12 protein-coding genes are annotated in these 15824 nt (G+C 60.8%); 8 read left to right on the forward strand and 4 right to left on the reverse strand.

Features of this window, described 5'->3' with window-relative positions; translation table 11 throughout:
* Nucleotides 1-155 precede the first annotated feature (155 nt).
* From PMI32_RS10905 to PMI32_RS10890, 4 genes are all read right to left on the reverse strand, one after another.
* Nucleotides 156-542, reverse strand: a complete 387-nt coding sequence (locus PMI32_RS10905; protein ID WP_008030976.1) for a putative zinc-binding protein — start codon at nt 540-542, stop codon at nt 156-158.
* A 74-nt stretch (nt 543-616) separates the two neighbouring features.
* Nucleotides 617-1291: a Crp/Fnr family transcriptional regulator gene (locus PMI32_RS10900; RefSeq protein WP_008030978.1), complete on the reverse strand. Its 675-nt coding sequence runs from the start codon at nt 1289-1291 to the stop codon at nt 617-619.
* Nucleotides 1292-1377: 86 nt separating this feature from the next.
* The gene (gene narL, locus PMI32_RS10895; RefSeq protein ID WP_008030980.1) at nt 1378-2025 is read right to left on the reverse strand and encodes a two-component system response regulator NarL; all 648 of its coding nucleotides are present in this window, start codon (nt 2023-2025) and stop codon (nt 1378-1380) included.
* Nucleotides 2022-3824, reverse strand: a complete 1803-nt coding sequence (locus PMI32_RS10890; protein ID WP_008030983.1) for a HAMP domain-containing protein — start codon at nt 3822-3824, stop codon at nt 2022-2024. Before PMI32_RS10890 ends, narL begins: the two co-directional genes overlap by 4 nt.
* A 397-nt stretch (nt 3825-4221) precedes the next feature.
* On the opposite strand from PMI32_RS10890, the gene PMI32_RS10885 reads away from it, so the two are divergent.
* From PMI32_RS10885 to moaA, 8 genes are all read left to right on the forward strand, one after another.
* On the forward strand, nt 4222-5526 hold the full coding sequence (locus tag PMI32_RS10885; RefSeq protein ID WP_008030986.1) for an MFS transporter: 1305 nt from the start codon (nt 4222-4224) through the stop codon (nt 5524-5526).
* Nucleotides 5504-6901, forward strand: coding sequence for a NarK family nitrate/nitrite MFS transporter (locus tag PMI32_RS10880; RefSeq protein WP_008030988.1), 1398 nt, complete (start codon nt 5504-5506; stop codon nt 6899-6901). Before PMI32_RS10885 ends, PMI32_RS10880 begins: the two co-directional genes overlap by 23 nt.
* 69 nt (nt 6902-6970) lie before the next feature.
* Complete coding sequence (locus PMI32_RS10875) at nt 6971-10744, forward strand: nitrate reductase subunit alpha (RefSeq protein ID WP_008030991.1); 3774 nt, start codon at nt 6971-6973, stop codon at nt 10742-10744.
* Between the two features lies 1 nt (nt 10745).
* Nucleotides 10746-12284, forward strand: a complete 1539-nt coding sequence (gene narH / locus PMI32_RS10870) for a nitrate reductase subunit beta (RefSeq protein ID WP_008030993.1) — start codon at nt 10746-10748, stop codon at nt 12282-12284.
* Nucleotides 12285-12286: 2 nt separating this feature from the next.
* Complete coding sequence (gene narJ / locus PMI32_RS10865) at nt 12287-13042, forward strand: nitrate reductase molybdenum cofactor assembly chaperone (protein WP_008030997.1); 756 nt, start codon at nt 12287-12289, stop codon at nt 13040-13042.
* Nucleotides 13035-13715, forward strand: coding sequence for a respiratory nitrate reductase subunit gamma (gene narI, locus PMI32_RS10860; protein ID WP_008030998.1), 681 nt, complete (start codon nt 13035-13037; stop codon nt 13713-13715). Before narJ ends, narI begins: the two co-directional genes overlap by 8 nt.
* Nucleotides 13716-13725: 10 nt before the next feature.
* Nucleotides 13726-14676, forward strand: coding sequence for a peptidylprolyl isomerase (locus PMI32_RS10855; protein WP_008031000.1), 951 nt, complete (start codon nt 13726-13728; stop codon nt 14674-14676).
* A gap of 25 nt (nt 14677-14701) precedes the next feature.
* Entirely contained in the window at nt 14702-15694 is a 993-nt protein-coding gene (gene moaA / locus PMI32_RS10850) for a GTP 3',8-cyclase MoaA (RefSeq protein WP_008031001.1), read from the forward strand.
* The last annotated feature ends 130 nt before the right edge of the window (nt 15695-15824 follow it).

Genomic DNA, 15824 nt, shown 5'->3' on the forward strand with positions numbered 1-15824 from the left:
TTGGTTACTTGGCGCTTCTCCAAGTGACTCGCCGTAAGGGCGAAACCAATAGCCGCCGTTACCGCAGCAATGGATATGTACCCCATCAAAAAACTCGTTAGCTGAAACACAGCCATCGCCAGCAAGCCGGCTCCTACAGGGAATGCTCGCTCCCCTCAAACCCGACTTTCATGCTGCCGGGTATCACTGACAATCAACCCCCTGATCCCCTCAAACAACTCATCGCTCTGCGCCTCGGTGCAATCCTCGCCATAACGTTTACGCAACCCGTAATGACTCAGAATCAAATGCACATCCGCATGCAATCCATGCTGCTTCAGACAGTTCTCGACACATTGCAGCGGGCAACCATCCAGCGCAAAGATCCGCCGCCCCGACCGCGCCTTGTTGACCAGCGCGGCCACATGCCCGCCGACACCGGCAATGCAGGACATTTCAGCAACGCCACTGCGATCCAGGCGCACAGCCAATGTGTTGGCCAGTTGCGCAACATTGGAACAGCCGGAACAGGCATAGACCAGAGGCAAAGTCGAAGGGGGCATTGACGCTCTCCGTTGATGGGGTGTTCAAGTGTGCAAGGCACAGGGCAATGCGCATTGATGGCAGTCAATTCCGGTTATTGGAACGCCGCCAGGTCCTCTTCCGCGAGGATGCTGATGTGGCGTCGCTCCATGGCGATCAGGCCGCTGTCCACCAGGCGATGCAAAATCCGCGAAAAGGTTTCCGGCTGAATCCCCAGCTTCGACGCCACCAGGCGTTTGGACATCTGCAAGACAATCTGGCCGGTGACCGGGTTGCGTTCCTGAAACAGGAAATTGATCACCCGACGGCTCGCGCTCGCCATGGTCAAGGTGTCGATGTCCCGCAGCCGCAGGTGCAGGTGCACGCTCATACTCGCCAGAATCGCCAGGCAGACTTTCGGCTGGTCCTCCAGGGCATTGCGATAGTGGGTGCCCTCGATGCTGACCAGCACGCTGTCCTTCAACGCGGTGGCGCTCACCGGGTAGAGCCGGGCCTGGCTGAACAGCAGCGCTTCGGCAAAGGTTTGCCCGGGCTGGATGATCTCCACCAGGTTTTCCTGGCCTTCGCCAGTGAGCCGGTACAACTTGACCTGGCCGCTGACCAGCAGAAAAAAGCGTTTGGCCGGATCGCCCTGATGCATGAGCGTGCTGTGACAGGGCAGGCGCTTGAGCATGGCCAGGGCACAGACTTCCTCGAAGACTTTCTCCGGCAATTGGCTGAACAGATGATGACGGCGCAACGTTAAAACGATGGAAGGGTGGGTCAGCATGGCGTACCTCCGCTGACGGTCATAGTAGAGAGCGCAGGCCGGTTGACCTATGCCTCTGCAGGCCTACCTCCAAGGAGGCATGGCCGTCAGCCCGCACTGCGCAGATGCTCCATGGCCCACACCGCCGCCTCGACCCGCGAGCGCAAGCCGAGTTTGTGCAGCAGGTTCTTGACGTGAACCTTGACCGTCCCTTCGGTGATGCCCAGCTTGTGCCCGATGACCTTGTTGCTGAAGCCGCTGGCGATGGTTTTCAACACCTGGCGTTCGCGCTCGGTCAGTTCAACCACGGCCTGGCGTGGCGGCGAGCGTAACGCCTGCGCCATGACCTGGGTCAGGCCGGGGCTGATGACCAATGCACCGTCCAACGCTTCGCGGATGTACTGGATCAACAGTTCGGGCTCCATGTCCTTGAGCAGATAACCGTCGGCATCCAGGCGCAACGCGTCGCGAATATCGTCTTCGGCGTCCGACACGGTGAACAGCAACACTTTGCCGGTGTAGTGCATCGCGCGCAGTCGACGCAGGGTTTCAATGCCGTTCATTTGCGGCATGTTGTTGTCGAGCAACACCAGGTCCGGTTGCAGCGGTTCGATCAGGCTGAGTGCTTCCTCGCCATGGTTGGCTTCGCCGACGATCAGGAAGTCATCTTCGAGTTCGAGCATTTGGCGGATGCCGCGACGCATCATGGGATGGTCGTCTACCAGCAGGATTCTATGGTGTGGGGACGGGTTCATGTGACGCTACCTTCTGTGTGCTGTCCGAGAAATTCCGGGTGGAATTCCAGCTGGACGAGGGTGCCTTGAGGCTCCCTGGAAAATATGTGCAAGTGGCCGCGCAAGCTCCGCGCCCGCTCATCCATGATGTTCAGGCCATGATGTTCGCGCTGGTCGACGTCGCCGCTGAAGCCGCGCCCGTCGTCTTCGACCGACAGCCTGACGGTTTCGCCGTCCTGACGCAGTTCCAGCCAGGCGTTTTGCGCGTGGGCATGGCGCAGGCAATTGGAGAGCGCCTCGCGGGTGATCTGCAAAATGTGGATCTGCTCGCTGGCCGAGAGCTGAAAGGCCAGCGCATCGACGTGCAAGTGCACCTGGAATTCGCCGCGACGGGAGAATTCTGCGGCGGTGTCCTTGAGCTCCTGCACCAGCCCGGCATCGTTAATCTGCAAGCGGAAAGTGGTCAGCAGTTCGCGCAATTGGCGGTAGGCATTGTTCAGTCCTTCGCGCAATTCGGCGGTGACGTTTTCCAGAGTCTGCACCGGTTCGCCCCGGCGCATCAGGGTCTGCATGCGGCTGACTTGCAGCTTCATGTAGGACAGGGCCTGGGCCAGTGAGTCGTGCAGTTCGCGGGCGATGATCGTGCGCTCTTCCAGCAACAGCAGCCGATGATCCTGTTCCCGTTGGCGCTTGAGTGAGAGCGAAGTGCCGATCAGGTTGGCCAGGGCCTGGATCAGTTGGGTTTCCCAGGCTTGCGTGGGGTGGCCGTCGACAAAGTAGGCCTTGAGTTCACCCAGTTCGCTGCCCTGGTTGCTGATGCTGAAGGATTGCGGCCTCGCGTCGTGGTGTTTCTGGCACGTGGCGCAGTCGCTACTGGCGCAGACGTCGCGGATGTTGGCGCCATGCAGGGCGATCAGTTGCTGGGCAGGCGCCTGCGCCTGGCCTTGCAAACACAGCGACAGGCGCAGGCCCGGCAGGCGTTGCTGGAAGCGCCGGATCAACTCGTCCAGCCCTTCGGCATTGGCCAGGCGTGTGGCCAGGCTGCGACTGCTTTGATAGAGCAACTCCAGCGCGGCGTTGGCTTGTTGCAGGTTCAGGGTTTTTTGCCGGACCTGACTTTCCAGCGTGCGGTGCGACTCTTCTATCGTTTCGGCCATGGCGTTGAAACTCGTGGCCAACTGGCCCAGTTCGTCCTGGGACTGATGGTTGACCCGCACCTTGAAATCACCGCGTCGAAAGCGCTGGGTTGCGTCCACCAGCTCCTTGAGGGGCGTGACGACGCCGTACTGCAACTCGTACAAACCGATCAGCAGGACAATCATGGTGGTGAACAGCGCCATGCCCTGGATCACTTGTTGCCAGCCCTGCTTTTGTTCGCTCTGGCGCTGGAGCAGGCTGACGAACTGGTTCAGTTGCTCAACGAACGGCCGGGCCTGGGCTTGAAATGCCACGGCATCGCCGCGTTCCAGCGCCGGGCGCAACGCTTCGTTCCATTGTTGCTGGAGTTGCCTATAGCTGGTTTGCAACGCGGTGGTCGGGCCATCTTCCAGCACGGCCTTGAGTGACTGACTGTTGAGGCGACGTTGCAGGCTGTCGGTGATGCCGATGATTTCTTCATCGGTGGCACCGGCGGCGAGTTTCCAGCTCAGGTGGTAGGTTTCCATGCGCACCGAACCCGCGGTGTTGATGGCGGCGGCATCACCCTGGCTGAACCAGGCGATCAACCCGGCGCTCAACGAGCTGGCGAGCGCGAGCACGGCGATCAGGATCACCGCGAGCCCGGCGCGGGCGGGCAGGGAGCTGCGCAACCAGCGAATCATCGGCGCAGGTCCCGGGGGTAAAGCAGAAAGCAGAGCATGTACAGCTCCAGAGTGAGGTTGTTTGTTATGGCCTCTTCGCGGGCAAGCCTCGCTCCTACAGTTACCGGCGTTTCAGTGATCGATACCTAACCTGTAGGAGCGAGGCTTGCCAGCGAAGGCGATCCAGAGGCGCGCTACCTCTAAAGAGTTGTCGACGGCTCCCTGTCGACAGAACACTGGGTGGAAAAAGTTAAAACGCTGATAAACAAGGGGTTTTAAGCATTCTCCGGTCTACCTCCTTGGAGGTAGACAGTGCAAGCATAGGCTTGGGCCCGCTTGGGCTTCGTTGACGTGGATCAAGTTTTTACGGGGTTGCTCTCTCTAGTCTGCCGCCATGGCTAACTGACTGGAGAGCATTGTGACCCAACCCCGTGTACGACAAGGCTTGGTGCTGGGCATGAGCACGCTGGCCTTCACTGTATGTTTCATGGTCTGGATGATGTTTGCCGTGCTCGGTGTGCCGATCAAGGAACTGCTCCAGCTCAACGAAACCCAGTTCGGCCTGCTGGCCGCGACCCCGGTCTTGACCGGCTCGCTGGTGCGTTTGCCGCTGGGGCTGCTGACCGACCGCTTTGGCGGGCGCAGCGTGTTCTTTCTGCTGATGCTGTCCTGCGTCGCACCGCTGTACCTGATCAGCCACGCCACCGCTTATTGGCAGTTTTTGCTGCTGGGCCTGTTCGTCGGTTTGGCCGGCGGCTCGTTCTCAGTCGGGATTGCCTACGTCGCCAAGTGGTTCGACAAAGAGAACCAAGGCTTCGCCATGGGCATCTTCGGCGCCGGTAACGCCGGGGCGGCGGTCACCAAATTCCTCGCCCCGGCCCTGATCGCCGCCGGCAGTTGGCAGCTGGTGCCGAAAGTCTTCAGCGCCATCCTCTTTATCACTGCGCTGTCGTTCTGGTTCCTCAGTGCCGAAAACAAGGACCACCGCAGTGCCTCGGGCGCCACGCTGCGTGAGCAACTGCGTTCGCTGAAAGATCCTGCGGTGTGGCGCTACTGCCAGTACTACTCGATCGTCTTCGGCGGCTATGTGGCCCTCGCGCTGTGGATGACCAAGTACTACGTGCAGGAATACGGTTTCAGCCTGCAAAGCGCGGCGCTGCTGGCGGCGTGTTTTTCCCTGCCCGGTGGCGTGCTGCGTGCCGTCGGCGGCTGGATGTCGGATCGCTGGGGCGCGCAAAGCGTGACCTGGTGGGTGTTGTGGGTCAGCTGGATCTGCCTGTTCCTGCTCTCGTACCCACAGACCCAACTGCAAGTGCAGACCATCAACGGCACCGTGGATTTCCACATCGGCCTCAATCCCGCGCTGTTCACCGTGCTGCTGTTCGTCATGGGCATTGCCTTCGCGTTCGGCAAGGCCTCGGTCTTCAAATACATCGCCAATGACTACCCGAAAAACATGGGCGCGGTGTCCGGCATCGTCGGTCTGGCCGGTGGCCTGGGCGGTTTCGTGCTGCCGATCATGTTTGGCGCCCTGGTGGACCTCACCGGCGTGCGCTCGTCCTGCTTCATGTTGATGTACGGCGTGGTCTGGGTCTCCCTCACCTGGATGTACTTCAGCGAAATGCGCAAAAGCCCGGTGCTTGGTAAAGCGCCGACGCTGACCCCGTCCCCGATTTCCAGCATTGCCCAAGGAGAACAACATGTCCGTTCTGCAAAAGCCTGATAAAGGGCCGGTCATTCATGACTGGCGCCCCGAGGACCCTGCGTTCTGGGGAAGCAGCGGCAAACAGACCGCCACGCGCAACCTGTGGATCTCCATTCCCGCGCTGCTGTTGGCCTTCGCGGTGTGGATGGTCTGGAGCACGGTGATCGTGCGTCTGAACGCCATCGGCTTCACCTTCACCACCGACCAGTTGTTCTGGCTGGCGGCGTTGCCGGGGCTGTCCGGCGCGACCTTGCGCGTGTTCTATTCCTTTATGGTGCCGATCTTCGGTGGCCGGCGCTGGACCGCCCTGAGCACCGCATCGCTGCTGGTGCCATCGATCTGGATGGGCTTCGCGGTGCAGGACCCGGGCACCCCGTACAGCGTGTTCGTATGGATTGCCTTGCTCTGCGGTTTTGGCGGCGGCAACTTCGCCTCGAGCATGTCCAACATCAGCTTCTTCTACCCAAAGTCCCAGCAAGGCACGGCCCTGGGCCTCAACGCCGGGTTGGGTAACCTGGGTGTCTCGGTGATGCAGTTCTGCGTACCGCTGGTGATTACCTTCGGCGTGTTCGGCTTCATGGGCGGCAACCCGCAAACCCTGCCGGACGGTGGCCAATTGTGGCTGCAGAACGCCGGGTTCATCTGGGTGCCGTTCATTGTCCTGGTGACGGTGCTGGCCTGGTTTGGCATGAACGATTTGTCCAGTGCGCGGGCCTCGTTCAGCGAGCAAGCGGTGATCTTCAAACGCAAGCACAACTGGCTGATGTGCTGGTTGTACCTGGCGACCTTCGGTTCGTTCATCGGTTTTTCCGCTGCGTTTCCATTGCTGATCAAAACCTCGTTCCCTGATGTGATCGCGCTGAAATTCGCCTTCCTCGGCCCGTTGGTGGGTGCGCTCGTGCGTCCATTGGGCGGCTGGCTGGCGGACAAGCTCGGCGGCGCGAAAGTGACCTTGTGGAACTTCGTCGCGATGATCGTGATGGTCTTCGGCGTCATGCACTTCCTGCCGCAGAACGGTACGGGCGGCAACTTCTACGGCTTCCTCGGCATGTTCATGCTGCTGTTCACCACCACCGGCGTGGGCAACGGCTCCACCTTCCGCATGATCCCGGTGATCTTCCGAACCCAGCATGAAAAAGCCGCTGCCGGAAAATCCCCGGCCGTACGCGAACAAGCACTCAAGAATGCCGGCAAAGAGTCCGCCGCCGTCCTGGGCTTCAGTTCAGCCATGGGCGCCTTCGGTGCGTTCTTCATTCCCAAAACCTTCGGCACTTCGATGGCCCAGACCGGCGGACCGGAGATGGCCTTCTACATGTTCGTCGGTTTTTACCTGAGCTGCATCGTCGTGACCTGGTGGTGGTACGCGCGCAAAGGCGCCGCGACACCCTGCTGAGACGACCCGAATCCAACCATTGCGTGGGCGGGGCACAGAACCCCGCAGCAAGCCTGAGAGGACTACACCGTGAGTCATTTACTGGATCAATTGCGGTTTTTCAATCGCAAGCAAAACGAGTTTTCCGAGGGTCATGGAGAGACCCGCAAAGAGTCGCGCGACTGGGAGAACGTCTACCGTTCGCGCTGGCAGTACGACAAGATCGTGCGTTCCACCCACGGGGTGAACTGCACCGGGTCTTGCTCGTGGAAGATCTACGTGAAGAACGGCCTGATCACCTGGGAAACCCAGCAGACCGACTACCCGCGCACCCGCAACGACCTGCCCAACCATGAGCCTCGTGGCTGCCCGCGCGGCGCCAGTTACAGCTGGTACATCTACAGCGCCAACCGGCTCAAGTACCCGAAAATCCGCAAACCGTTGCTCAAGCTCTGGCGCGATGCGCGCCAGACCATGGCGCCGGTCGAAGCCTGGGCCAGCATTGTCGAGGACAAGGCCAAGTCCGACTCCTATAAAAGCAAGCGCGGCATGGGCGGCTTCATTCGTTCCAGCTGGGACGAAGTCAACGAGATTATCGCGGCGTCCAACGTCTACACCATCAAACAGTACGGCCCCGACCGGATCGTCGGGTTCTCGCCGATCCCGGCCATGTCGATGGTCAGCTACGCCGCAGGTTCGCGTTACCTGTCGCTGATCGGCGGCGCCTGCCTGAGCTTCTACGACTGGTATTGCGACTTGCCACCGGCCTCGCCGATGGTTTGGGGCGAGCAGACCGACGTGCCGGAATCGGCCGACTGGTACAACTCCAACTACATCATTGCCTGGGGTTCCAACGTTCCGCAGACCCGTACCCCCGACGCGCACTTCTTCACCGAAGTCCGTTACAAGGGCACCAAGACCGTGGCGATCACCCCGGACTATTCGGAAGTCGCCAAGCTCACCGACCTGTGGCTGAACCCCAAGCAGGGCACCGACGCGGCGCTGGCGCAGGCCTTCAACCATGTGATCTTCAAAGAATTCCACCTGGACAAACCGAGCGCCTATTTCACTGACTACGCCAAGCGCTTCACCGATCTGCCGGTGCTGGTGCTGCTCAAGCAAATGGCCGACAAGGCGCCGGGCGCCGGTTACCAGCCGGACCGCTTCCTGCGCGCCAGCGACTTGACCGACAACCTCGGCCAGGAAAACAACCCGGAATGGAAAACCATCGCCCTGGATACCAGCGGCGAACTGGTGTCCCCTCAGGGCTCCATCGGTTATCGCTGGGGCGAGAAGGGCAAGTGGAACATCCTGCCGCGTGAGGGTGGCGAAGGTCGCGAGATCGATCTGAAACTGAGCCTGATCGGCGATGACGTGGCCGAAGTGGCGTTCCCGTATTTTGCCGGCGAGTCCCACGAGCACTTCCAGCACGTGGCCGGCGATGCCGTGCAATACCGTCGTGTGCCGGTGCACAGCCTCGTTCTGGCTGACGGCAGCGTGGCCAAAGTCGCCACCGTGTTCGACCTGTCGGCCGCTAACCTGGCGATCGACCGTGGCCTGGGTGGCGAAAACGTCGCCAAGGATTACAACGACGCCTCGGTGCCCGGCACCCCGGCCTGGCAGGAGCAGATCACCGGCGTCAGCCGCGAGAAAGCGATCCAGATTGCCCGTGAGTTCGCCGATAACGCCGACAAGACCAAGGGCCGCTCGATGATCATCGTCGGCGCGGCGATGAATCACTGGTACCACATGGACATGAACTACCGCGGGCTGATCAACATGCTCATGCTCTGCGGGTGTGTCGGTCAGACCGGTGGCGGTTGGGCGCACTACGTCGGCCAGGAAAAACTCCGTCCGCAATGCGGCTGGCTGCCCCTGGCGTTCGGCCTGGACTGGAACCGTCCGCCTCGGCAAATGAACGGCACCAGCTTCTTCTACGCCCACAGCTCGCAGTGGCGCCACGAGAAGATGAGCATGCACGACGTGCTCTCGCCATTGGCCGACAAGTCGCAATTCCCCGAGCATGCGCTGGACTACAACATCCGCGCCGAACGCGCCGGCTGGTTGCCTAGCGCACCGCAACTCAACACCAACCCGCTGCACATTTGCCGTGATGCCGCTGCTGCCGGCATGGAACCGAAAGACTACGTGGTCAAGTCGCTGCAGGACGGTTCGCTGCGCTTCTCTTGCGAACAACCGGACAGCCCGGTGAACTTCCCGCGCAACATGTTCATCTGGCGCTCCAACCTGCTGGGCTCCTCGGGCAAGGGCCACGAGTACATGCTCAAGTACCTGCTCGGCACCAAGAACGGGGTGATGAACGAAGACATCGGCCAGGTCGGCGACTGCAAACCGGAAGAAGCCGAATGGGTGGACGAGGGCGCCATCGGCAAGCTCGATCTGGTGACTACGCTGGACTTCCGCATGTCCTCGACCTGCGTCTATTCCGACATCGTCTTGCCGACCGCGACCTGGTACGAAAAAGACGACATGAACACCTCGGACATGCACCCGTTCATTCACCCGTTGTCGGCCGCGATCGACCCGGCGTGGGAATCGCGTTCCGACTGGGAAATCTACAAAGGCATCGCCAAGGCGTTTTCCAGCATGGCCGAAGGGCACCTGGGCGTCGAAAAGGATCTGGTGACCATTCCGCTGATGCACGACAGCGTCGGCGAGCTGGCCCAGCCATTTGGCGGCACCGACTGGAAAAGCGAAGGCGTGGCACCGGTGCCGGGTAAAAACGCACCGAACCTGCACGTGGTCGAGCGCGACTACCCGAACATCTACAAGCAGTTCTCGTCCCTCGGGCCATTGCTGGAGAAACACGGCAACGGCGGCAAGGGCATCAACTGGAACACCGAGGCCGAAGTGAAATTCCTCGGTGAGCTCAACCACCACGAACGGGACGCCGGCATCAGCCACGGCCGTCCGAAAATCGACTCGGCCATCGATGCAGCGGAAGTGATCCTGTCGCTGGCACCGGAAACCAACGGCCACGTAGCGGTCAAGGCCTGGGCCGCGCTGTCGGAATTCACCGGCATCGACCACAGCCATCTGGCGGTGGGCAAGGAGCATGAGGCGATTCGCTTCCGCGACATCCAGGCGCAGCCACGCAAGATCATTTCCAGCCCGACCTGGTCGGGGCTCGAAGACGATCACGTCAGCTACAACGCCGGTTACACCAACGTTCATGAAGCCATTCCATGGCGCACCATCACCGGTCGCCAGCAGTTCTACCAGGATCACCCGTGGATGCAGGCGTTCGGCGAGCAGCTGATGAGTTACCGGCCGCCGGTCAACACCCGGACCATCGCCGGGGTGAAAGGCAAGCGCAGCAACGGCCACAAGGAAATCGTCCTGAACTGGATCACGCCGCACCAGAAGTGGGGCATCCACAGCACCTACAGCGACAACCTGCTGATGCTGACCTTAAGCCGTGGCGGCCCGATTGTCTGGCTGTCGGAGAACGACGCGAAAAGCGCCGGCATCGAGGACAACGACTGGATCGAGTGCTTCAACGCCAACGGTGCGCTGACCGCCCGTGCGGTGGTCAGTCAGCGGGTCAAGGACGGCATGGTGATGATGTACCACGCCCAGGAACGGATCGTGAACGTGCCCGGATCGGAAACCACCAAGACCCGTGGCGGCCACCACAACTCGGTGACCCGCGTCGTGCTCAAACCGACCCACATGATCGGTGGCTATGCCCAGCAGGCCTACGGTTTCAACTATTACGGCACGGTCGGTTGCAACCGCGACGAGTTCGTCGTGGTGCGCAAAATGTCCAAAGTCGACTGGCTCGATGGTTCGTCCGGTGATGACCTGCCGCGTCCTCTGCCGACCGATATCGAGGAGAACTGAGATGAAGATTCGCTCACAAATCGGCATGGTGCTGAACCTGGACAAGTGCATCGGTTGCCACACTTGCTCGATCACCTGCAAAAACGTCTGGACCAGCCGTGAAGGCATGGAATACGCCTGGTTCAACAACGTCGAAAGCAAACCCGGGATCGGCTACCCGAAAGAATGGGAAAACCAGGACAAGTGGAAGGGCGGCTGGATCCGTAATGCCAACGGCTCGATCAACCCGCGCATCGGCGGCAAGTTCCGCGTGTTGGCCAACATCTTTGCCAACCCGGACCTGCCGAGCCTCGACGACTACTACGAGCCGTTCGACTTCGATTACCAGCACCTGCACACCGCACCGCTGGGCGAGCATCAGCCGACGGCGCGCCCGCGCTCGCTGGTCTCCGGCAAGCGCATGGAGAAAATCGAGTGGGGCCCGAACTGGGAAGAAATCCTCGGCACCGAATTCGCCAAGCGTCGCAAGGACAAAAACTTCGACAAGATCCAGGCGGACATCTACGGCGAGTACGAAAACACATTCATGATGTATTTGCCGCGCCTGTGCGAGCACTGCCTCAACCCGGCGTGTGCGGCATCGTGCCCGAGCGGGGCGATCTACAAGCGTGAAGAAGACGGCATCGTCCTTATCGACCAGGAAAAATGCCGTGGCTGGCGCATGTGCATCAGCGGCTGCCCGTACAAGAAAATCTACTTCAACTGGAAAAGCGGCAAGTCCGAGAAGTGCATTTTCTGCTACCCGCGTATCGAAGCCGGGATGCCGACCGTGTGCGCCGAAACGTGCGTCGGTCGTATCCGTTACCTCGGCGTGTTGCTGTACGACGCCGACCGCATCAGCGAAGTGGCGAGCACCGCCAATGAGCAGGATCTGTACGAGAAACAACTGGAGATCTTCCTCGACCCGAATGACCCGGCGGTGATCCGTCAGGCCCTGGCAGACGGTGTGCCGCAGTCGGTGATCGATTCCGCCCAGCGTTCGCCGGTCTACAAAATGGCCGTGGACTGGAAGCTCGCGCTGCCACTGCACCCGGAATACCGCACCTTGCCGATGGTCTGGTACGTACCGCCACTGTCGCCGATTCAAAACGCCGCAACCGCTGGCACCGTCGGCATGAACGGGGTGATTCCGGACGTCGACAGCCTGCGTATTCCACTGAAGTACCTGGCCAACCTGCTGACTGCCGGCGATGAAAAACCGGTCAAGCGTGCGCTGAAACGCTTGCTGGCGATGCGTGCCTACAAGCGTTCCGAGCAAGTCGATGGTGTGCAAGACCTGCAAGTGCTGGCAGACGTCGGTTTGAGCGTGGACCAGGTCGAGGAAATGTACCGCTACCTGGCAATCGCCAACTATGAGGACCGCTTTGTAGTGCCGACCGCCCACCGCGAAGACGCCATGAGCGACGCCTTTGCCGAACGCTCCGGTTGCGGTTTCAGTTTCGGCAGCGGTTGCAGCGGCAGCTCCGACACCAACATGTTCGGCGCGAAAAAGGCCAACCGTCGCGACGTCCTGAAAACCGTGCAGTTGTGGGAGGAATGAGCATGCAAATTCTCAAAGTGATTTCGCTGCTGCTCGATTACCCGACCGAAACGCTGATCAGCGGCCGTGACGAACTGGAGCAGGCGATCATTCAATCGCGGGAAATCAGCCCGAAGCAGCGCGGTGCGTTGTTCGAGTTGCTGGAGCTGATCTGCGCCAATGACCTGATGGACGGGCAGGAGCACTACGGTGCGCTGTTCGGTCGGGGGCGCGCGCTCTCGTTGCTGTTGTTCGAACACGTGCACGGTGAGTCCCGCGACCGTGGCCAGGCCATGGTCGACATGATGGCGCAGTACGAAGACGCCGGTTTTGCCATCGGCGTCAAAGAGCTGCCGGACTACATCCCGCTGTACCTGGAGTTTCTGTCCACTCGCGAAGACATCGAGGCCCGCGAGGGCCTGGCGGATGTCTCGCACCTGCTGGCCTTGCTCGCGGCGCGTCTGGAGGAGCGTGAAAGCGCCTACGCCAGTTGCTTCCGGGCGCTGCTGCAGATTGCCGGCTCCGAACCGCATCAGGCCGTGGCCGACCTGCGTGAGCAAGTCGCGGCGGAAGTGCGCGACGACTCGCTCGAAGCCCTCGACAAAATCTGGGAAGAGGAGGCCGTGGACTTTCTCCAGGCCGAACAGCAGGACCGTTGCGGTTCGCTGCCAAGCGCGCCGGGCAAGGCCCGGGAAGAAAGCGCGGTGCCGTTGCACTGGGTGGATTTTCAGCATGAAGGACTGGCCTCCGCGCCAGTCCAGGAGGTAGGCAATGTCTAAATGGAACCTGTTGTTGTTCGGGATTTATCCCTATATCGCTTTGGCCATTTGCCTGATCGGCAGTTGGGCTCGCTTCGACTTGTCGCAGTACACCTGGAAGGCGGGCTCCAGCCAAATGCTCAACCAGCGCGGCATGCGCGTGGCGAGCAACTTCTTCCACATCGGTGTGTTGTTCGTGCTGGCCGGGCATTTCGTCGGCCTGCTGACGCCTGCGTCGGTTTACCACCATGTCATCAGCACTGAGAACAAGCAGTTGCTGGCGATGGTGTCCGGCGGGTTCTTCGGCCTGTTGTGCCTGATCGGCCTGCTGATGCTGGTCAACCGGCGCCTGAGCGACCCTCGGGTCCGCGCCACGTCCAGTACGTCGGACATCCTGATTCTGCTGGTGCTATTGGCGCAGTTGCTGCTCGGCCTGCTGACCATCGTTGCGTCCACTGCGCACATGGACGGTTCGGTGATGGTGATGCTCGCCGACTGGGCGCAGAACACCGTGCTGTTGCGGCCGACGGAAGCGGCGGCCTCCATCGCGCCGGTCGGGCTGACCTACAAGTTGCACGTGTTTCTCGGCCTGACCCTGTTTGTGCTGTTCCCCTTCACCCGTCTCGTACACGTGATCAGTGCACCGGTCTGGTACCTGGGACGCCGTTATCAAATCGTTCGGCAGAAATTCTGAGGAGACAATCATGTCAGGTGGATGTGGATGTGGCGGCGGTAACGGCGGCAGCGGTGGCTGCGGATCTTCCAAACAAGTAGAGGTTGCGGTGCCGGACGATGTCGCACCGTTTGAAGAGCTCGCGGTTGAGCCTCCGGCGGCCGATGACGCGCCCGCGCAGTTGATCGCCAGCAGCGAGCAGGAATGGCCGATCATCAGCGTCAACGAGGTGGTGATCACCCCGGAAGCGATGGCCCAGGAGCTGCAATATCACCCGGCCGAAAGCCGCGAAGAGGCGGTGTATCTGGCCGCCAAGGCGCTGGTGATCCGCGAGTTGTTGCAGCAGCGCATTGCCGAACTGGGCGTGTCGCTGGAGGTCGGTGCCGGTGAGAACGAAGAGGAAGCCGCCACGCGCTTGTTGCTCGAACGCGAGGTGATCGTGCCGCAATGCGACGAGCAAACCAGCCTTCGTTACTACGAAAACAATCGCGGGCGCTTTCACAGCGCGCCGTTGCTGGCGGTGCGGCACATCCTGCTGGAGTGCGCGCCGGACGATGCCGAAGCCCGCGAGCTGGCGCATGCCCAGGCAGAAGTCCTGCTGCAACGGCTGGAAGACTTCCCCGGCAGCTTCGCCGAGCTGGCGGTGAAATATTCGGCCTGCCCGTCGAAAGCGCAAGGCGGTTCTCTGGGGCAGATCAGCAAAGGCCAGACCGTACCGGAACTGGAGCGGCAGCTGTTCACGCTGGCACCGGGGCTGGCCAGCAAACCACTGGAAAGTCGTTACGGCTGGCATGTGGTCAGTGTCGATCAGCGGATCGAAGGCATGCCGTTGCCCTATGAAGCGGTGTCGACGGCGATCCGCACGCAGTTGCAACAGGGCGTCTGGCAAAAGGCCCTGGTGCAATACCTGCAAACCCTGATTGGCGCGGCGGATGTTCGCGGTATTCATTTGCAGGGCGCTGACTCACCGCTGGTGCAGTGAGCCTCAAGGCTAACCGGGAGATGTGATGAACGCTGTGATGCAGGATGGTTTTGGGCGGCAGATCGATTATCTGCGGATGTCGGTGACGGACCGGTGTGATTTTCGTTGTGTGTATTGCATGGCGAAAAACATGACCTTCCTGCCGCGTCAGCAGGTGCTCACGCTGGAGGAATTGCAGCGCCTGGCAACGTTGTTCGTCGGATTGGGCGTGCGCAAGATTCGCCTTACCGGCGGCGAGCCGTTGATCCGTCCCGGCATTGTCGATCTGTGTCGCAACATCGCCGCGTTGCCCGGTTTGCGCGAACTGGTGATGACCAGCAACGGCTCGCAGCTGGGCCGCCTGGCAAGGCCGTTGGTGGAGGCGGGTGTTAAACGGATGAACATCAGCCTCGACAGCCTGGACGCGCAGAAATTTCGCGCGATCACCCGCAACGGCGATCTCGATCAGGTGCTGGGCGGCATCGAAGCGGCGCGGGATGCGGGGTTTGAGCGTATCAAGCTCAACTGCGTGGTGATGAAGGGGCGCAACTTCGATGAGGTCCCGGCGTTGGTGCAATACGCCATCGACCAGCGCATCGATATCAGTTTTATCGAAGAAATGCCGCTGGGCGACGTCGGGCGATCACGGGGCGAATCGTTTTGTTCCAGTGATGACGTGCGCACGTTGATTGCTCAGCGTCATCGCTTGCTCGACAGCACGGAAAACAGCGGCGGGCCGGCGCGTTATGTGCGCCTGGAACGCCATCCCGAGACCCGGATCGGTTTCATTTCACCCAACAGTCACAACTTCTGCGGTACTTGCAACCGGGTGCGGATGACCGTGGAAGGCAAGCTGCTGTTGTGTCTGGGGCAGGACGATGCGCTGGATTTGAGAGGGTTGCTGCGGCGTTATCCGTTGGATGACCAGCCGGTGATCAATGCGGTGCAAAAGGCTTTGCGCGGTAAACCGCTGCGCCATGATTTCACTCCGGAGGGGGACGTGCAGATTGTTCGGTTCATGAATATGAGTGGTGGTTGAGCAAGTCTGTGAAACAGAAAAACCCCCTGTGGGAGCGAGACCGGCTTGCCGGCGATGGCTTTGTGTCAGGCGAAGATTTTTTGATGGTGTACATATCCATTCCTGCGGTAACGGCCGCTAATGGTTTCGC

The sequence above is a fragment of the Pseudomonas sp. GM60 genome (genome assembly GCF_000282415.1).
GTDB lineage: Bacteria > Pseudomonadota > Gammaproteobacteria > Pseudomonadales > Pseudomonadaceae > Aquipseudomonas > Aquipseudomonas migulae.